This window comes from Desulfofalx alkaliphila DSM 12257 (assembly GCF_000711975.1).
Taxonomy (GTDB): domain Bacteria; phylum Bacillota; class Desulfotomaculia; order Desulfotomaculales; family Desulfohalotomaculaceae; genus Desulfofalx; species Desulfofalx alkaliphila.
Map to the genome: position 1 here is coordinate 1 of NZ_JONT01000030.1, position 18446 is coordinate 18446.

Annotated in this window: 18 protein-coding genes, 2 pseudogenes and 1 riboswitch; of the genes and pseudogenes, 3 read left to right on the forward strand and 17 right to left on the reverse strand. The window is 40.7% G+C overall.

Translation table 11 applies throughout. The features are described 5' to 3' along the window. Positions 1 to 253 (reverse strand): annotated as a pseudogene (locus BR02_RS15770) (IS3-like element ISRgn1 family transposase); the annotation flags it as partial. A 22-nt stretch (positions 254 to 275) separates the two neighbouring features. Then, positions 276 to 692, reverse strand: a complete 417-nt coding sequence (locus BR02_RS0111715) for a hypothetical protein (protein ID WP_031517310.1) — start codon at positions 690 to 692, stop codon at positions 276 to 278. Between the two features lie 289 nt (positions 693 to 981). On the opposite strand from BR02_RS0111715, the gene BR02_RS0111720 reads away from it, so the two are divergent. Continuing rightward, the gene (locus tag BR02_RS0111720) at positions 982 to 3462 is read left to right on the forward strand and encodes a sigma 54-interacting transcriptional regulator (protein ID WP_031517312.1); all 2481 of its coding nucleotides are present in this window, start codon (positions 982 to 984) and stop codon (positions 3460 to 3462) included. Here BR02_RS0111720 and BR02_RS0111725 read toward each other — a convergent pair. Further along, the gene (locus BR02_RS0111725; protein WP_031517314.1) at positions 3451 to 4365 is read right to left on the reverse strand and encodes an alpha/beta fold hydrolase; all 915 of its coding nucleotides are present in this window, start codon (positions 4363 to 4365) and stop codon (positions 3451 to 3453) included. The genes BR02_RS0111720 and BR02_RS0111725 overlap by 12 nt on opposite strands. Positions 4366 to 4614: 249 nt before the next feature. Then, positions 4615 to 4740, forward strand: a riboswitch (molybdenum cofactor riboswitch). Between the two features lie 112 nt (positions 4741 to 4852). On the opposite strand from BR02_RS0111725, the gene BR02_RS0111730 reads away from it, so the two are divergent. Together BR02_RS0111730 and BR02_RS0111735 are read left to right on the forward strand one after the other, a co-directional pair. After that, positions 4853 to 6055, forward strand: coding sequence for a stalk domain-containing protein (locus BR02_RS0111730; protein WP_084171036.1), 1203 nt, complete (start codon positions 4853 to 4855; stop codon positions 6053 to 6055). Between the two features lie 138 nt (positions 6056 to 6193). Further along, entirely contained in the window at positions 6194 to 6460 is a 267-nt protein-coding gene (locus BR02_RS0111735; protein ID WP_031517318.1) for a hypothetical protein, read from the forward strand. A gap of 40 nt (positions 6461 to 6500) precedes the next feature. Here BR02_RS0111735 and BR02_RS0111740 read toward each other — a convergent pair whose 3' ends face one another. The 14 genes and pseudogenes from BR02_RS0111740 to BR02_RS14460 all read right to left on the reverse strand — a co-directional run. After that, a complete protein-coding gene (locus BR02_RS0111740) occupies positions 6501 to 7232 on the reverse strand; it encodes an RIO1 family regulatory kinase/ATPase domain-containing protein (protein WP_031517319.1) in 732 nt (243 codons plus the stop codon). After that, a complete protein-coding gene (gene mobB, locus BR02_RS0111745) occupies positions 7216 to 8004 on the reverse strand; it encodes a molybdopterin-guanine dinucleotide biosynthesis protein B (RefSeq protein ID WP_207641025.1) in 789 nt (262 codons plus the stop codon). The genes BR02_RS0111740 and mobB overlap by 17 nt, the downstream gene beginning before the upstream one ends. A gap of 20 nt (positions 8005 to 8024) precedes the next feature. Then, a complete protein-coding gene (locus tag BR02_RS0111750; protein WP_031517324.1) occupies positions 8025 to 8534 on the reverse strand; it encodes a Gx transporter family protein in 510 nt (169 codons plus the stop codon). A 59-nt stretch (positions 8535 to 8593) separates the two neighbouring features. Next, positions 8594 to 8977 carry a NusG domain II-containing protein gene (locus tag BR02_RS0111755; protein ID WP_031517326.1) on the reverse strand — a complete coding sequence of 128 codons (384 nt, stop codon included), beginning with the start codon at positions 8975 to 8977 and terminating at the stop codon, positions 8594 to 8596. Further along, the gene (locus BR02_RS0111760) at positions 8953 to 9714 is read right to left on the reverse strand and encodes an energy-coupling factor transporter transmembrane component T family protein (RefSeq protein WP_031517328.1); all 762 of its coding nucleotides are present in this window, start codon (positions 9712 to 9714) and stop codon (positions 8953 to 8955) included. The genes BR02_RS0111755 and BR02_RS0111760 overlap by 25 nt, the downstream gene beginning before the upstream one ends. Before the next feature lie 10 nt (positions 9715 to 9724). After that, positions 9725 to 10387 (reverse strand): energy-coupling factor ABC transporter ATP-binding protein, encoded by a 663-nt coding sequence (locus BR02_RS0111765; protein WP_031517330.1) that lies wholly within the window; start codon positions 10385 to 10387, stop codon positions 9725 to 9727. A 15-nt stretch (positions 10388 to 10402) separates the two neighbouring features. Then, positions 10403 to 11134: an energy-coupling factor ABC transporter ATP-binding protein gene (locus BR02_RS0111770; protein ID WP_031517332.1), complete on the reverse strand. Its 732-nt coding sequence runs from the start codon at positions 11132 to 11134 to the stop codon at positions 10403 to 10405. Position 11135: 1 nt separating this feature from the next. Next, complete coding sequence (locus BR02_RS0111775; protein WP_031517334.1) at positions 11136 to 11642, reverse strand: molybdopterin-dependent oxidoreductase; 507 nt, start codon at positions 11640 to 11642, stop codon at positions 11136 to 11138. Between the two features lie 47 nt (positions 11643 to 11689). Next, positions 11690 to 12271 (reverse strand): ECF transporter S component, encoded by a 582-nt coding sequence (locus BR02_RS0111780; protein ID WP_031517336.1) that lies wholly within the window; start codon positions 12269 to 12271, stop codon positions 11690 to 11692. A 39-nt stretch (positions 12272 to 12310) separates the two neighbouring features. Continuing rightward, a complete protein-coding gene (locus BR02_RS0111785; protein ID WP_031517338.1) occupies positions 12311 to 13513 on the reverse strand; it encodes a 4Fe-4S binding protein in 1203 nt (400 codons plus the stop codon). 20 nt (positions 13514 to 13533) lie between these two features. Next, the gene (locus tag BR02_RS14905) at positions 13534 to 15141 is read right to left on the reverse strand and encodes an FMN-binding protein (protein ID WP_051688296.1); all 1608 of its coding nucleotides are present in this window, start codon (positions 15139 to 15141) and stop codon (positions 13534 to 13536) included. Between the two features lie 19 nt (positions 15142 to 15160). Continuing rightward, positions 15161 to 15736, reverse strand: coding sequence for a molybdopterin-dependent oxidoreductase (locus BR02_RS0111795; protein WP_051688297.1), 576 nt, complete (start codon positions 15734 to 15736; stop codon positions 15161 to 15163). A gap of 142 nt (positions 15737 to 15878) precedes the next feature. After that, a complete protein-coding gene (locus tag BR02_RS14910; RefSeq protein WP_051688298.1) occupies positions 15879 to 17399 on the reverse strand; it encodes a stalk domain-containing protein in 1521 nt (506 codons plus the stop codon). A gap of 148 nt (positions 17400 to 17547) precedes the next feature. Beyond that, a pseudogene (locus BR02_RS14460) lies at positions 17548 to 18446 on the reverse strand (hypothetical protein); the annotation flags it as partial.

Sequence of the window (18446 nt, forward strand, 5' to 3'; positions counted from 1 at the left end):
CCAATTCAGTGGTGATATGCGCACCATTTACCGTTGCAATAACCGAACGGTCATACAAATCAATGATCGTACAATTGTAGCGCACCTTCCCACCTTTGAGATAGAGATAGGTAAAGTCAACACACCAGATTCGATTCGGTTTTTCGGCATAAAAATTCTGGTTAAGTAAATCAGGAAAAACCTTATGAGCAGAGCCTTTTCTGTAGTCTGGCTTCTTTCTTCTAACGATAGATCTGAGCCCTAGCTCCTTCATGTATTTGTGAATGGTAACTTGACTAAGGACGAATCCATGGGGGTTCATTTAAGGTGATGGTATTATAGTTGTTGTCATGTAATATCTTCATCTGCTGTTCAAAGTTTTCTACATTTAAAACAGCCCCATTATTTATATAAGGGTTTTCTTCTTCTTTCAGTAGGTGGTGGTACATTAACACTGGAATTTCATTGGCAGGTTCATTTATTATATAATTTTTATTTACTCTTGATTCAATCTCAGGTTCAGCTTTAGCTTGCACACAATATTTTAGGAAGCTATTTATAAGCCTTAGTGTAGTATTAGTCATCTTAGTTTCATCGCCATATTTTATGAGCTCAATATCACCAACATCATCTTTTGCAAATGCAACACCGGTAAATGTTAATACTAACATCACTGCCATAAGGATAACACTAAAGCTTTTTTTAAAATTCAAATCATCATCCCCCTTTTCCCTAAAACTCTATTAAACACAATGCTTCTACAGATTATCCTATATTCCTCTGTTGAATTTTGTAGGTTTCGGTCGACTGTCATATTAACTATTTTACTGTACCGATCACGATTATTACTATACACCATACTTTGCCTGCCACTGCTTCATATTCGTAACCTTGATGTTCTTGAAATAGTTAGAAATCTATAAAATACTGTTGTTTACAGAATTTTTTGTAGATATACTATAATTGGTAGGACTATCTTAAACTGACCCGGGGGGTGATGATATGTTGTTTTCACTGCAAGCGCCTAAATCCCTGGTTTATGAAACCTTACAAGGACTCAACTTGTTTAAAGATGTGCCTGCTGACCAGTTACATATTATCAGCAAGGGTTGTAATATAGTCACCCTCCGCAACAACCAACACATTGTATCACAGGGAGATATGCTGCGAAATTTCTTCATTGTTCTTCATGGGGAATTAGAGGTTTATGTTGAAGATGAGTTTGGGGAAAAATTTGTATTGCATCGACTGTTAGCCGGAGATTACTATGGTGATATTTGTTTACTTACCGGGGAACCATCCCATGTAAGCATTAATTCGGCCAAAAGAAGCAAGATTATAATCTTTGACGACGAAGCCTTCCAAAAGCTTATTCAACTAATTCCACAAATTAACAACACCATCATTAAAAATCTCTCATATCAACTAAAGCAAATAAACATTAAAAAGACCTCCGTTAAGAATAAACAACTGGCCCTGTCCAACTTTTTGCTGGAATCCAGAACATATTTAAAGAAACTGGTAGGTAAAAGTAGATTCACTAAAAAGCTGCGTCACATAATCGACGAGCAAGCTAAACACTGTGAGCCTTTGTTAATCACCGGAGAAAAGGGCACAGGTAAGCTTTTGGTGGCCAATCTCATTCATAATAAAAGCATAAGAAAGAAGTTTCCATTTATCGTCGTAGATTGTGAGGAACTGGTTCACGACGTGGAAGGTATTAAATTGCTGGGCCCTCTGTCAAAGGAAACTTCACAACTGTACCAGTTTAGCTACCTTGATTTGGCTAAGGGTGGCTCCCTCTACTTAAATGATATTGAGTTGCTGCCCAAAGAAACGCTATTGAGGTTGTTGAAGTATGTAGACCAACACCGGGATGTTAGAATTATTATGGCCTCCACAGTGACAGACCCCGGCCAATATATTGAAAGAAAAAAAACGGGTATTAATACTGCCTCATTATTTAACAACAGCCTTCACCTCGATCCCTTGCGGAGCAGAAAAAGAGATATTCCCGAACTGATTAATTACTTTGTAAACTTAAAATGTAAAAAATATGAAAAAGAAACTAATATCACCCTTTCCTCGGATGCCGTTGAAAAGCTGCTCTCCCATGATTATCAGCAATCGAACATCCAGGAGTTAGAGGAAATTATAGATAGGGCTGTGCTATTGACAGACGGTGAAGTCATTGAAGCAGACAGTATTATTATTGGCGAAGTAAACCGAAGCCGACCCGGTTTTAATTTATTGGACTTATCAATCTTTAAAGAATTAGTATATAAAAGAACCTGGCCCCAAAGGGTCCAAATGATGGTGACGGTAATATTCCTGGGAGTTCTTATAATAAGCTTTTGGGGAGGACATCAATTCCAATGGATTAATGTATTTACCTGGAAGGTTTTGGGCCCTGCTGTCATACTTGGTGCCCTATTGCTTGGTAGAGTGGTCTGTTCAGTATGCCCCTTTTCCATGCTGGCTGCACTGGCGCAAAATCTAAAGTGTTACAGTAAACAGCTGCCTAAGTATTTAACTCACCACTATTACATAATATTTATTTTCTTGTTTAGTTTAATCTTTTGGTATGAAGAATTTTTTAACATAAAGGACTCGCCATATCTAACAGGGTTGCTGTTGGCCACCATTGCAGCCGCAGCTATTACCTGCGGTTTCATATATAAAGGGCATGTTTGGTGCCGCTATATGTGCCCCCTAGGGGCGATTTTCTCCGTCTGCTCCACCCTGTCACTGGTTGAACTGCGAGCTAAAACGGATGTCTGCCAAAATAAGTGTCAAACGTTTAATTGCTTTAAAGGCAACACCCGGAGCGGCTGTCCTATGCTGCTGCACGCCATGTACATTGACAGTAATATCAACTGTAAACTCTGCCTAAAATGCGTCACAAACTGTCCTAACAATTCCATCACCTTTAGCATCAGGCCACCAGGTCGAGAAATTTGGCAGCTCTCCAACGTCCACGGGGGCATTGCAGCGCTGGTGCTTTTCTTTGCCTTCATGCTGATACCGCCATTAACCATAGAGAGCCTGAAAAACCTTTATCCCGACCACTGGAAACTGCTATTTAACCTTTTTTACTGGCTGCTATTTTCTCTACTGTTAGCAGTGGTTGTTGTATTTCTAAGAAAGCATATTTCCAGTAAGAATTTTACCCCCTACCTGAGAATGTCTTTGGCTTTTGTGCCGCTGTTAACTGCCTCCCATGTCTCTTATCAGTTAGGAGCCAAATTTGATGAATTAAACTCCATATTTATTCAGTTAGTATTTGCCAGCCAAGCTCCGTACCTGCTTACCGTCAGTGCCTGTAACTTTACCCAGTCCCTTCTTATGATTGTAGGACTGCTATTAACATTGTATTGCCTATTTAGAGTTTTCCCTCAACTAAAGCACCGATGGGTTGGTGGCACTGCCTTTGGGTTTAGTCTGGCATACTGTTTTATTATTTTGTTGTTCCTATGTGTTTAAATTGGGGCTATTATCAATTGTTTTTAGAAATTCTTTGATTTTATCCAGTACAACTTCAGGCTGTTCCTCAGTAAGAAAATGTCCTGCCTGGGGAAGTACCACAGACGGTCGGTGGTTTGGTAAAAGTCGTTCCAATACCTTAATAATCCTCGGTGGTGAAGATGGGTCCTTTAGTCCCCAGATAATTTGGGCAGGTACTTGCCAGCCATTAAGCATTTGTCCGGTCTTCAGCAGCATTCTATAAATAGGGTCTGATTTAAGGATTGGAATTTGCCTAATAGTACTTAGCTGGGCCTTTCGATCAGCCTTGCACCTATAAGGATACCCAAATCCCCGGCGGATTTTTTTGGTGAAAACATCCCTTCTGGAAAAAGCTAAGGGCATCACAAGCCTATGTAAGATATTTAGATTCTCTACCATCACTTCACCTATTACTGGGATTCGTAACGGCCAAAGAACTATGTAAGACCAGGGAGGCAGATAAGGGCTTTTTCCCCAAACTTCCGGTACCGAACCACTGTTATTTAAAATAACAAGCCCCTTGACCAAGTGCTTGTGTTCCGCAGCCCATGCCAGACCGACAATTCCGCCAATATCATGCACAACTAAAGTTATTTCATTTAACTCCATCTTTTCAATAAATTGTGCAAGTCGTTGTGATTGGGCCTGTAAACTGTAATCCTCACCGGCGGGCTTGTCTGAATAGCCAAAACCTAAAAAGTCAGGCACTATACAGCGATACTCTTTACTCAGTTCCGGGATAAAATTACGGTAAAGGTAACCCCAGGTTGGGTTACCATGCAGCATTATCAGAACCCCTCCACTGCCCTCATCCAAGTAGTGCATTTTATACCCGGCTATTTCAATAAAATTTGAATGAAAATCAAAGCCCTCCGGTTTCAAACCCTCACCCTCCCACTGTCCAACCTTGACCATACATTGCCTGGCAAATCGGCACTCACAAAGTGCAAGAATAGATATCTATAAAATATCATACTTTCCAAAAGACATCGAGTTTTTTCATATACCTCCATTTCTATGGTAGAAAATACCTAAGTAATTTATTTGAGATTCTAGCAGGAATTATCTGGGGCAAAGGCGAATATTTTTTGTGGACAATATCACTATGGATTCTTACTATTTTTTGATTCTAATAGAATAATGCTCCGAGCCCCTTCAACCTAAAAGATACGTCACATCCACGGTTATCGGGCCGACAGGGTTTACCTGGAAACAGGTAGGCCTCCCATTGTGGAAAGGAGCCTTCATCAGGTCAATTTAGATCCGGTTGGCTTACTTTCAGTCACCCGGATCTTTTTTATTTGAAAGGGGGTTTATGACAAGTTATCATTGCACAATCCTGTAGAAAAATTATAAGGAGGGTAACTTTATGAGAAGACAATTATCTATTATCTTGGCTTTATTACTGTTTATTTCCATTGGTGCGGCAGCAGCCTATGCCGGACAGTCTGATGTAAATGTGGTTGTTAACGACGAGTCGGTATTGTTTCCGGATCAAGGGGCCTTTATTGACACCGATACAAACAGAACTTACGTTCCTATACGGTTTGTTAGTGAGGCCTTAGGTGCTAAAGTTAACTGGGATAAGGACGCCCAAGCGGCCACTGTTACGCTGGGAAAATCCGTTATTACCATGCCTGTGGACAGCAACCAAGCCACTGTAAACGAAAAAAATGTGCAGCTTGATGCGCCGGCCATGCTGAAAAACCAGCGCTTATTAGTGCCGCTGCGCTTTGTCAGTGAGGCTTTGGATAAGGACGTAGAGTGGAACGAAGCCGAGCGAACTGTTTATATAAGTGCGGGACCATTCATTCGAATGGCAAGCACTATCGGACCCATTGACGCCGGAATTGTAGGCACCTTGACCAATCTCTTTGAGGAAAAAACAGGCATTAAAGTGGAATTTGTGGGCGCAGGTACAGGCAAAGCCCTAGAAATGTCCAAAACCGGGGATTTTGACCTGGTGCAGGTGCATGCCCGGGCCCTTGAGGAACAGTTTGTTGCCGAAGGTTATGGCACCGAGCGCATCCCCCTGATGTATAACGACTTTGTCATCGTTGGTCCAAAGTCTGACACCGCAGGAATTAGGGGACTGACCCCTTCAGAAGCCTTGAATCGAATTATGGAAACAGAGTCGTTGTTTATCAGCCGTGGCGACCGTTCCGGCACCCACGTCGGTGAGATGGAACTTTGGAAAGCCGCAGAACTGGAACCCCAGGGCGATTGGTACGTAGTCTGGGAGGGAGGTCCCCAAGGAAATAGCGCCACCCTGCGTTACACCGATGAACAACAGGCCTATACCTTCATGGATCGGGCCACCTACCTTGTTCTAAAGGATGAGATCAGCTTAGATGTTCTGGTGGAGAAACACGAATCACTGCTAAATTTCATTACCCTAATCCCGGTGAACCCGGAAAAATTCCCGCAGGTTAAGTATGATCTAGTGATGCAGTTCGTGGATTATGCAACCTCTATAGAAGCGCAAACGGTAATTGAAAACTTCAAGAAGGATGTCTACGGCGAGTCACTTTTCTTCCCCAATTCTGACCGTTGGCACGCCCATAAAGAGTAATAATGACGATGCGATACCATTTTAAACGCGCCCCGCTTGAAGGGGCGCGTTTTTTAAGTTGATAATCAAATATAAAAAGAATACTAAACAACATATCGGGTAAACTTATTAAAAAAATTAAAGAAAAGAGGGATTGGCATGCATACGCTTAGCCATTTACAAGAGGCTCTACACCAAAAGGAACAGGCACTTATTCAATACGTTCGTTATATGAGGGAATCCCAAGACAGTGATAACCAAGATATGGCAGCACTTTTTTCTGATCTTGCAAAAGCAGAGGAAAAACATATTGCTGTAATTAGAAATCAGGTGGCTAAATATAATAAGGGTTTACTTAATAAATATGAAAGTATAAATGAGTATAATTCACAACACTCCACCTACAGAGACGCACCCGAAAATTGATTCCATATAAACAAACCATCTATTATTAATGATGGTTTGTTTAATTATTGAAAACTATTAAATTGCCTTTAAGGTTTAACTCCTTTATTTTATTTAGCAAGTAATCACGCTGTTTTTCCCTTCGTGATGCAGTTGCCTTTAACTCTTCCAATAAATAATATTCTATTAGTCGATAATCTAATTGAGTATTAGCAACATTTACATAAGCCTTAACCAATGACGAACAGACTTTGAATTTCCACTGGGCAAACATAGGATCATTAGTTAATATGAATGAGCTAATACCGCCTAAATCCCTTTCAGGGTGAGTAATACATATATCTTCAAAATCAATACCGTAAAAATTATCTCCGGTAAATATAAAATTACGCAGGTTTAAGTCTGATTTGCAAAAACAATATTCACCTTGCCTCTCAGTACTGTGTAAATGATAGAGCCACTTAGCAAGGCTATTAACCCAAGATTGGTGGATTGTCTTGGGATTTGTCAATAAATCTGTCAAAAGGATTCCTTCTATATACTCCATAATAATTACTCTGCTGTTGCTCCAAATTATTCGGGGCACCAAAAGACCCTTTTGTCTTAGGTTACATATTATGGCAGTCTCTTGATCGGCTTTTCCATTGACATATTCCTTAATTATATATTTAGACTTCACTGTTTCTCTGTTTATTGTATCCACTAAAAAAACTCTATTTCTAAAACTGAATTTTCGATGGTAATTTAAAATTCTTACTCTTAATAACTCTTCCAGCCTAGACTGCCATTCCATTTTTCGTCTTCCTTATTTTAATAGTAATATCACGATCTGGGTCATAACTGTCTAATTGGGAAAATACCTTTTCTAATCTGCGTTTAATATTTAATTGTTGAAAGTAATCTAAAGATATTTCCTGACTGCCAAGTTTAACAGTAACTTCATTGCTAACCATGCATTCTGAGCTCTTTGCTTTACCCTTTAATATTTGAGATGCTAATGTTCGGCAGCTGCTACCACATTTTTGACAATGCTCAATCTCATTGATAAATGGTAAATAATGGTTCATTTTATCCTCAATAAAATCCACTAGTCTCTCAGCATCTAATAGGGCGTTAAAAACCGGAATACCCTTATAAGTGGTTTTTACATTAGATATACGTCCGGATAAAGCAATTACCAAATCATTTTTGCGCTCCTCAATTTCTTTTTCATTCTTGACACATAGAATTTTCGGGACAAGTGTATTGGAAATCCCTTCCATAACCACATAATCATGGTCAAAAAATGTTAGTATTTTTTCTAAGGGTAGTTTTTGAGGAATTAACACATCTGTTTCCATCAAACCCCTAGCCACTACCATTTCAGCCCCAGCTTGCTTATGCCGCCAGGTATTAGTACCAACAGTATCCAGTGCAAATCCTTCAAAGTGAATATTTTTAATTGAGCCAACCCGATAACCCCTTTTACAGAGTTCGTTAATAATTTTTTCAACAGTTGTGGTTTTACCGGATTGGGTAACTCCAAAAACCGAGAAGACTTTCAAAAAAATCACTTCCTTAATCAACATTAGAAGCCTTTTAAATACTAACCATACGCAGTTATATTCCTGTTGACCAAAGATTTATATACATGATTGGTAATCAAGCCAACAACATAACCGGTTATTAATGCTGAAATCATTAATATTGGCAACAATGTGTAAACAGAGAAATCCTGCATTATCAGGCTAGCCACCAATAGCTGTCCGATATTATGGGTTACTGCCCCAACCATACTAATGTTGACAATGCTAACATATTTTGTTAATAACTCCCACAATAAAACCATCACTAAGGCGCTAAGCAGCCCCCCTGTAATACTAAACAAAAAACTGATTGGATTGCCAAATAGCAATGCCCCCAAGGTACACCTAATAAACACCACATAAAAGGCGTCTTTCCATCCCAATAATAATATTGATAATAATGTAATCACGTTAGCTAAACCCAATTTCACTCCTGGATGTGAGGGTATATAAATGGCACGCTCAAAGATATTTAGGGCCATAGCCAGAGCTACAAAAAGTGAAATTAGCACCAGACGCTTTGTATTCAACTTCTAACACCCCTTAATATTTTTACAAAATAGTGGGTGTGCCCACCGGAAGCCAGTGATTAGTATGTTAACGCGTCAACTTCATTTGATTTGCCCTTTATGGTAATCTTTAACCGATTTGGCGCACAAAAGGCTGTTTGACCGGGCATACTCAGCCAACCTGTTTTTACGCACACTTGATTTGGACAATCTGCTTCTTTAACCCTGACTAATCCATCTTTTATTTCTACTACGTTGAAGTTTCCTTCTCCACCGGTGATGGTAATTTGGCTGTTTTGAGAAACAGACAAATCTACTTCTTGGTATAAGTCACCATCCTTGTAAATCTCCAAGGATAAATTACCATCCAATTTTGGTTGGTCTTGTATTACATAAATAGCTATAATACTGGCGATAGCTAGCAATAAAAGACCTACAGTTATGTATTTATTAACATTATCCATATGTTTTCACCAACAATCGACAGAGTTAGTGCGGCCAAGGTCAGACCTATAGATACTATTGTTACTGTGTAATCCAATAAATTATATTTCAGTACATGCAAGTAGGTACGCTGTGGGTAAACTCTAAATCCCCTTGCCTCCATAACAATAGCCAGTTGATTAGCTTTGATCATTACATTTCTAATTAAGGGAGTAAAAATGTAAGTAAAAACCTTTATTTTTTTACCCCAGCCTACCTTCTGTATATCAACACCGCGTAATTGGATAGCAACCATTGTGTCTTTAGCCTCTTGAACAAATATTGGCAAAAAACGTATGGCCACCAAAACCATGAATGCTATCTCATATGGAATTTTTAATTGCACCAAGGCCAGCACATATTCCCTAGAGTTACTGGTTGCAACAATCATAGCCGAACCCAACAATATTAGCATCCTTAATAAAACACACAGGGTGGTAAATATTCCACCTGTGGTAAGAATATTTACCTCTCCTAAGATAATCAGCGCCTCGCCATGGCTCGTAAAAACACTTTGCACAATAAGGAGTAACAATAATACCGGCATCAGGCGGCGAAATCTGTATATTATACCAAGATAGTTAGTTTTATATATTTGCAGCAACAATAATGTAATAATCAACAATATAAGCAATGGGCCTGGTGAATTATAATAAAGAGCCAGGGTAGACAAACATAACACCACAACTATTTTTGCCCTGGGGTCAAGGTTTTTCACTCTAACACCTCTACAATTGTTCTGTTAACCGGCCCCTTTCGAGGCTAATTATGCGTGTAGCATACTTGTTAATAAAACTTTTATCATGGCTAACCATAAATACACCTCGCCCTGTAGCAAGTATTTTTTCTAAACAGTTCCCTAATAACTGCTTACGATAGGCATCTAATCCAGTGGTGGGTTCATCTAGGATTATTAATTCCGGCTCCAAAGCTAAAGTTGCTGCAATGGCCAAGCGCCTTTTTTCCCCCATACTTAATTGTGTGGGAAAGCTTTGAGCAAGGTGTTCCAGTTCAAAGTAAGATAAATTTTCATTAACCAAGCGCTGCACTTGATGGTCTGGCAAACCTTGGTTCTGTAGGCCAAATCCAATTTCCTCTGCCACCGTTGGGCAAAAGAATTGCCTGTCCGGGTTTTGAAAAACATACCCCACAATGCGACCTATTTGGGCCAAGGTCATTGTAGAAATCCTTTGCCCATTTAATGTGATATAACCACTTGTCGGCTCCAGTACTCCTACCATTAATTTGGATATAGTAGTTTTGCCACTGCCGTTAGCTCCTGTTAAAACGGTGATTCCCCTTTTGTCAATGTTTAAATTGATATTATTAAGTAAGAGTTTTTTCTGTCTGGGGTATTTAAAACTTACATCTACCATCTCTATAAAGGCCATAACCCACCTCCAGGCCTAGGTTACAAGCAACTTATGTCTGGCAAGCAATGCCTTATCCTGTAGGAATAAAGTTGCTTCTTTATCCTCAACCAACATCCCATTATCTATCAGTAACACTCTGTCGGCCATTGCAGAAGCAATTAGATCCTGTTCTACAATAATTACTGTTTTTCCCTGTTGGCGAAGATAAATCAATAAATCAGTAACTTTTCTTTTTGCAGCCGTATCTAACTGGGCCAGCACCTCGTCCAGTACTAAGACAGACGGGTCCAGGGCTAAAACTGACGCCAAAGCCACCAAGTGTTTTTGACCACCGGATAAAGTATTTTGGTTTTCATAACGCAAATCATTAATTCCGACCATGTCTAAAACAGAATCAACCCGTTGCCTGATTTGAAGGGGAGGTAAACACAGGTTTTCCGGCGCAAAGGCAACCTCATCTTCCACAGTGGGCGAAAATAGCTGAGTATCGGGATCTTGAAAAACAACTCCCACTTCTCTGGCCAACCGGGCAATTTTATATTGGCTAGTATCCAGACCGTTAATCAGAACCCGGCCGGTCATTTTCCCACCCATATAGTGAGGGATTATACCTGCTAGGCACAGGCAAAGGGTGCTTTTGCCGCAACCACTTAAACCTAAAACTGCCACCATTGATCCCCGCCCTACACTAAAAGATATGTTTTTAAGAACCTGTTTTCCGTCTGGGTAGCAATAACTAAGCCTGTTTACCACCACAGCACCCATATCAGTTAACCTCCAAGGTGTCAACATATTTTACCGCTCTCATGCCAAACTGATCTCTTAAAATGATAATTCGGAATGGTCCGGTACCACCACTGGATCTGTCTCCCAAGGGTTGATCATCCTGGGCATAAACCAACAGCACATTATCATCTTCCATAATTTCCTCACAGGCAAATACCACCGTAAAATAGTCCATGCCCTTAACAGTGACCTCTTTACTACCCTGCAATATCTCTTCATCCGCCTTAATTAGAACTTCCCGCACCGGTGTACCGGTAAAGTTATAGGTGTTTATTCCTTCACTGGCTGAACGAATGGTTACCTGTCTGGTTACCGCCGGCAGCGCTTTAATCTCTTCCATTGTAAATATTTTTACTTGCTGACCTTTTTTGATAATAGTCAAACTGTCACTTTGCTCATCCATACTCGGCATTAGATATATTAGCGCTACAGCCATCACAATTAATAAACCTATTGACCAATAAACTAACCTATTGTTTATGTTCACCTAGGTATTTACCTCCCCAACCAACTCCACATTGCTTCCTAAATTATTTATGGTGTACTGTTACCATCATCCAGTGTCTTTTGCACAAGTCCTGTTTTTTTCAACTGAAGCAATACCTTATAAGCAATAATACCTCCCAATCCACCAGACAGGGCAGCCACCGTTAAAGCAAGCATTAAGGGCACCAAAGGCAAGCGAAAAAAAAGTATATTTACCAGGGTAGCGCCACAAATATTAGCCGCCATACCAGCTAAAAATGCGCATGGTAAGCAGCAAACTCTATGTCTTATTAGCCACAGTGCCAGGTCAATGGTCACGCCGGGCAATGTATAACTAACTAACGTCATTACCCCATGGGAACCAAAAAGACCCGTACCAAATATTAATAATGCCTGTACAAAGCCTATTAAAGTGGCCGCTCCGCCTTTTCCTACAAGACCGGCCCCCAGTACCGGCCACATCATATAAAACCCGCCTGCCACAACCCCACCGGGAATAAGCAACGGCCCAGTTATAATATGGGCAATGGGCACAATAATTGGCTTGGTAGCAATGCCCATAGCCGAAATCATGGCAATAGTAATTAAGTCTAACACCGAAAATCTAGCAATAAACTTTTGCCATATCATTTTTTACCACCCACTTTGCAAAGTAGGTTAATCATTGAGTTATGGTCTTGCTTCTTCTAGCGCATCTTCAACTGCTTCAATAACACCTTTACAGGTATAAGTGGCACCGGATATCACATCCACTTCGGTGGATTGACTATTAATAATCCCGTCAGTTATTTTGATAAATGCTTCTTCATAATAACCACTGGTCTCTGAATGCTTTACAACATCGATTTTAATTATCTGTCCATTGGCAACCTCAATTTTCACCCTCAGCCCTGGGGCAAAACCTACTCCTGTGCCGTAGTAGATCCCATCATGATAGATATTGCGGGATATTATGCTACTATCGGCAGTACCGCTGGCACCCAAGGTGCCGTTATACCCAACACCTAAATAAATGCCAAAAAATAATAAAAAAGCGATCGTCAAATAAGGATACGGTTTTAATCTTTTATTCATGAAGGTCATTTCAAGGAGAGTTGTTCCTCTGGAACAATTATCCCCAGTGCATCTCAGGCAACCAATACATTCTGCTAAATCTATACTCCGCTGTATACCGGGTTTTAAATTTACCGGGCATTGGATTGAACAGTTGTAACAATTATTACATATTATTGCCCCTTGTCTTTTTAATCTAACAAGGCCGGTGCCAACCAATATGCCTTGCAGAGCACCCAACGGACAAAGATAACGACAAAAAAATCGTTTGATAAAAAATGCCCCGATAAGAACCAGCAATAATACCAGAAAAGCATAGGGTATTTCTTTAAAAGCACCGGGTAATGCTGGAATATTGGCAAATGCGATCCAGGGATCAAAACCGGTCAATACACATGTTCCTACAAGTATTTTTGAAAAAATAATAAAGAACAGTACAAAATACTTAATGTAGCGCAGGAAAGCATCAGTTTTTGCGGGCAACTCATAATCTTTCTGATTGATATAATCGTTTAGTGAACCGAAGGGACATATCCAACCACAAAAAAAACGGGTGCCCAGTAGTGCCAGTATGATAATGGCAGTGGCCAATAAAAAAGACGGCGTAGTATAATCTAACACATAGGTGCTATCTATCAGCCAATGATACATCATTCCTAACCCACCAAAGGGGGTTAATGTATGTATGCTGAATAGCTTGAAGTCTATTATTCCGTTTAAATATAGCCTGTAAATAATAAAAGAAAGGCACACCACCGCAAATATTAACAATTGGACTCTCAGGCGCAATTTTTCTATCTTGCTTTGCTTCCTAGTCAACTAACTACACCCCGATAGAATTAGGTTAGTTCATTTATTTCTAATAGATCATCTAATTGAACTAAGCCATTAACATCCTGGAGGAATGCTATAATCTTTCCATCACCTTGGTGTACTAAAACGCATTTGTCTAAATCTCTTCCGGAAATTTCAATTTTTTGTCCGGCAGTATTAACCAATTCAAACTGTTTGTCCTGAGGGGTTATAACCCCCACACCAATCAGTACGCTATGCAAATTCATACCCTTTTGCCCATTGAGTTCAGCTAACCCCGTTATCTTTTGCATCTCTTGGGGAAAAATAACAGCATCCTCTGTGGTGGAAAAATAAGCCATGTTCTTTACATTCATACCTAGTTTAAAGTTTGGGGCGATATTCATCGGGGCACCTTCCCCGGATATTTTGATATAATAACGCTGCCTAACCATGTTTATCACTTCATTTTTTAACAAGCCGTCTGATGATACCATGGTGAAAAAGCCTGCGGTGTTGACATTATCAAATTTAGCAAGTATCTTACCAATCTCTATGGCCTCATCCTTACTACCATAGTATTCGTAGAGATATGGTTCAATATCTCTGGTTAAGGGTTCAAAGATTTTAACAGATTTAACATCCTTTTCAGCGATATCAGAATATAAATCAATGTTTGAAACCATTCTTACCCAGTAAACACCCATTTCATCGGGGACTACCACGCGAACTGGCTCATCTTCTTTAAGTATTTCTTCACCGTTCACTTTATGGGCCAGAATAATCCGGCGCTTTTCCAATAGCTCCTTGGGCATAAGCGCATAGTAACCATCCCTACCGGTGACCCCAATCCCTTGATAGTCAGCTAATTTTATACCGTGCCTTTTTAACACTTCGCTAAGCAATGGCCCTTCGGCCACTATGTTTTCCCTGGTACCACTGGTCCTCATTAACACTGTGGATTCCTTCACAGTAGGGTGCTTTTTTAACTCATCCACCGTAATCCTAATGAACTCATCAGTTCCCCAATGAACAGTGAAGCTGTTTTCATCTCGGACAATTAGCTTATCCACCACTGCCGGCACCGCAGCCATCCTTTGGCCATTCTTTAAATAATTGTAGGCTCCGATAGCTGAGTTTACACCGTTTACAACTGCCTGGCTACTTATGGTGGCCCCGGTTATTTGCACAATATCACTGGGGTTTTCCGGATCAAGCACCACCAAATTTAAGTATTCGCCCAAGCTTTTACCTTTAAACCGATCGGTAAACCACCGCTCAGAAAGATACTCAGCGTATACAGGTGTTTCCACATGTTCCAGTACTTTAATCCCTTTCACTTGATCGGCGTACCCATCAACAGTCACTGCAATTGTCATTGGCCCATTATAACCTGATGTTTTAACAATAAATCCATAACCAATTACATTTTGCTGTTCATCTTGGACTTGATATATATTTTGCACCGCGGGAAAATTATCCTCAACATAACCCGGCTTAAAGTCGCCAGTTATTTCCTGGACATTTACTTTTTCAGTGTACAGCCCAGTAATTGCGGAAATAGCACTTCTTCCACCGGTTAAAAAGCGGGTAAATACAAAGATTAATACAACAAACGCCACAAACAAACCAAGGTAAAGCCTCTTTCTGTCCAAATATAACCACTCCCACCACCTAATCTACTTTGATAGTCTTCACCTTTGCCACCCAATTCTGCTTGTTAATGTCACCTGGTTCCTTTTGACCCATAACTAAGCGGAAGGGGTATTTTGTTGGGTCATAGGCTCTACCATCCTCTTCCCAGGCTATAATCATTATGTATTTTTTCTCTGGATTATGCTCATCAATATAATCATCTCGCTTCACCTCGGCAATGGTATAAGTGACAGCATAACCATCCACTGAGATAATCTCCACCTGCTGAGCACTATCCTTTATTCCGACCTTGTTTAATAACTCCCAAAGCGAAACACCTTTAAAAGAAAAATATTGTTCCGTACCCCAATTGTTCAGAGAAAAATAATCATCTTGAACAATTTCTAACTGCATCTCTTGAAGTTCTCGCAAGGTGAGCCGGATGGTGTCGGATACCCCGCTGCCTTCGATGGTAAGTACACTTTCTACATCAACAGGGTCTGCTTCGCTAACCGGTGTTTGGCTACTATCTCCACCGCCACAACCAGCTAACAGCGATATCAATAATAACAGTGCAGTTAGTATTAAAAATAATTGCTTAGTTTTTTTAAGCAATTTATATATGCCCCTTTCCAACTCAAACGTTGATGAATAAAGTTAACAAGGTAAAATAAAATACAAAGTCGTCTTTTTTGTATTGGGCGCGATGAATCGCGCCCAATACAAACGTACTTTTGTAGAAAATGTATGTTATAGATTATCTATTAATTGTTATTTCTTTGGTAACCGCATCATAGTCCACTGTGGCGCCTAAAGTCTCACTAACAAACCGCAAGGGAACAAATGTGCGACCGGGCAGCACCACTGTGGGAGCACAGTCAATTACTTTTGTTTGCCCGTTAACTAATACGTTATTAGAACCAATAGTTAACATAATATCTTTGCCTCCGTCGGTGATGTTCACCTCACGGGTCTCGGCATTCCAATTAACTTTGGCTCCCAAAGCTTCGCTTACAAAGCGTACAGGTACCAGCGTCCGATTTGCTTGGGTGTCAACATAAGGCGCGGTATCCATAGTGTAGGCATTACCATTTACTTTGGCTGCCACCTGACCGACGGTGAGCTTAATTACTTTTACTGGCTCTTTAATTTCTTCACCCTTGACAGTGCTAAAAACAGCAAACTTAGTCAAGTGGTTAACATGAGTAATGGCATACCATTTGCCGTTTTCTTGCACTATCTCGGTTTCCAACGGTACCCACTTCTCCGTTACCTCATCATAGTAGTGCAGCACCGGCTGTTCATCGGCTGCTATTTTAGATGCATTGTAGGCAAGCTTAATGGTAATAGTGTTGTCACCAAAGTTTCTACTGCCTGTGGTGGTAATTTGGTAAACGTCACTACCCAGCTTAACCCGCATCCCTTCTGGTACAATTTTGTTGGCTTCACTTTGTGTCAGCTTGTTGGCGCTAAATGTGGCGTTGCCTGGCAGGGCACCGGCAGGGATTTCTACGGTAAGTTCTTCGCAATCAACAGTTCCCCCGGTTGCAGCTATGATGGATTTACTGACTTCGGTTTCAGATTGGCTAGGTGTAATGGTGCCGCCACCGCCGCCTCCACCGCCTCCGCTAGAAGAACTCGTCGTCACAGTGATTTTTGGCCCGTTTGTGCTCCAGTTGTTGGCCGCATCCCCTGCTTCTACCTTAAAAGTGTAACTTGTACCGGCGGTAAGCCCGGTGACATTGTAGGTTCTGTTTGCAACAAAGCCGATTGTTGCAATCTCAGTACCATTTTTATAAATTTTGTATGCTGTAACTCCCACGTTATCAACAGCAGCACCCCAGGTTAATGTTAGCCCATTCCTGGTCACATTGCTTGCACTCAATGTGCTGCTAGACGGCCAGGTTGGGGCTTCGGTATCAACCGGTGCCCCTGTTCCCACGGTCAAAGTTTTATTAGCTACATTAGTACCTTCACCAACAACAACCGTTAATACACCGGTAACATCTGCTGGTACTTTGAAATCAATGCTGTAATTACCGCTGGCATCGGCTTTTTTTGCATCAAATACCACTATATTCTTGTCAGCATCAATTATTTTAATGGGTACCCAGGAATTTGGAATCGTTTTGCCGGCGGCCGTAACACTTTCGCCAACTGAAGCTGTATTTTTATTTAAATTCAAACTAATATCTGCACCATTGGCTACTGCAATAGCCGGAGCACATATTAGTAGTAGCAAAACTATTTGTATTAATACTACTATTCTGCGCTTCATTTCGGTCACTCCTTTAAGGCAAATTTCATCTTAACATAGATTGATCGCAACCAATTATATTAAGGTTTCAGTTGACCCATTGCGGGTTTGATAAATCTAAACCTTACAAAAACCAATGAGATGGGATGGGTTAGTTTAGAATATAGCACTACTGTAGAATTATGGGGTTATAGCCTGTTGAATTGCTTAGTTCATTAACAACGTAAACCTTAATCACGTCACCCGGTTGAACATTAAAACCAGCCTGGGCAGTATCAATCACTTCTATGTCAAAATCAGCTCTGGTGGCGTTAATTGCTAACTGACCACCGTTTCTTAAATGTGTAAATACTACGGTTTCTTCACCATCGTGGACAATAACCGGTTCAATGCTTATTGTGAAGTATTTAAACCCAGATATACTGTCGTTAACGGTCATGGTATTAATACCATCTTCAATAGTAGCGACATAAGCAGCATCATCCACCGGAGTTAATTCATATCTTGGCTTCAACGGTTGAGTAACTTCTACTCCGGTAATCAATGTCATCCGATTAAGCCAGCCTGAACCATCGTCATAGTTGCGGTAAATTCGGATGGTGGAGGATTTGCTACCGTCTTTGCTCTTATCTTCAAAAACCTCATCATTAATCATGTAGGTTACTAAATACGCGTCATCTATGACATCCTGCAAGGTTACACTATAGCTATCATGGCTATAACCGTCGGCAGTCACAACGTCTATCTCACTAGTGGGGTCGGTGATGCCGGCATCAGCAAGCACTTCAGCCAGTAGCACTCCCGTGCAGTTATCTGTTACTGTCTGCCCTGAGGAAGTATAAATGTATTCACCTGTGGTTATACCAAAAGCTTGAAGTTGGCTTAATGTGTATTCCTTCAAGCCTCCGTACACTCCGTCACCGGCAACTGTGAACACTACCGGCTCTGACGAGGCCTCAGTTACTGTTACGGTGATGCTGTCGGTGAAATTGCCTTCGTTAGTAGTAACGGTAATGGTGGCAGTTCCGACACCAACGGCGGTGACCAGCCCATCTTCATTGACGGTGG

What these genes read in the sequence shown, in the direction of transcription:
- BR02_RS0111740 (WP_031517319.1), bottom strand. Translation starts at nt 7,232, where the DNA reads ATGGAATGGCAGTCTAGGCTGGAAGAGTTATTAAGAGTAAGAATTTTA.
- BR02_RS0111780 (WP_031517336.1), bottom strand. Translation starts at nt 12,271, where the DNA reads ATGATATGGCAAAAGTTTATTGCTAGATTTTCGGTGTTAGACTTAATT.
- BR02_RS0111730 (WP_084171036.1), top strand. Translation starts at nt 4,853, where the DNA reads ATGAGAAGACAATTATCTATTATCTTGGCTTTATTACTGTTTATTTCC.
- BR02_RS0111720 (WP_031517312.1), top strand. Translation starts at nt 982, where the DNA reads ATGTTGTTTTCACTGCAAGCGCCTAAATCCCTGGTTTATGAAACCTTA.
- BR02_RS0111770 (WP_031517332.1), bottom strand. Translation starts at nt 11,134, where the DNA reads ATGGGTGCTGTGGTGGTAAACAGGCTTAGTTATTGCTACCCAGACGGA.
- BR02_RS14910 (WP_051688298.1), bottom strand. Translation starts at nt 17,399, where the DNA reads ATGAAGCGCAGAATAGTAGTATTAATACAAATAGTTTTGCTACTACTA.
- BR02_RS0111735 (WP_031517318.1), top strand. Translation starts at nt 6,194, where the DNA reads ATGCATACGCTTAGCCATTTACAAGAGGCTCTACACCAAAAGGAACAG.
- BR02_RS0111765 (WP_031517330.1), bottom strand. Translation starts at nt 10,387, where the DNA reads ATGGCCTTTATAGAGATGGTAGATGTAAGTTTTAAATACCCCAGACAG.
- BR02_RS0111755 (WP_031517326.1), bottom strand. Translation starts at nt 8,977, where the DNA reads ATGGATAATGTTAATAAATACATAACTGTAGGTCTTTTATTGCTAGCT.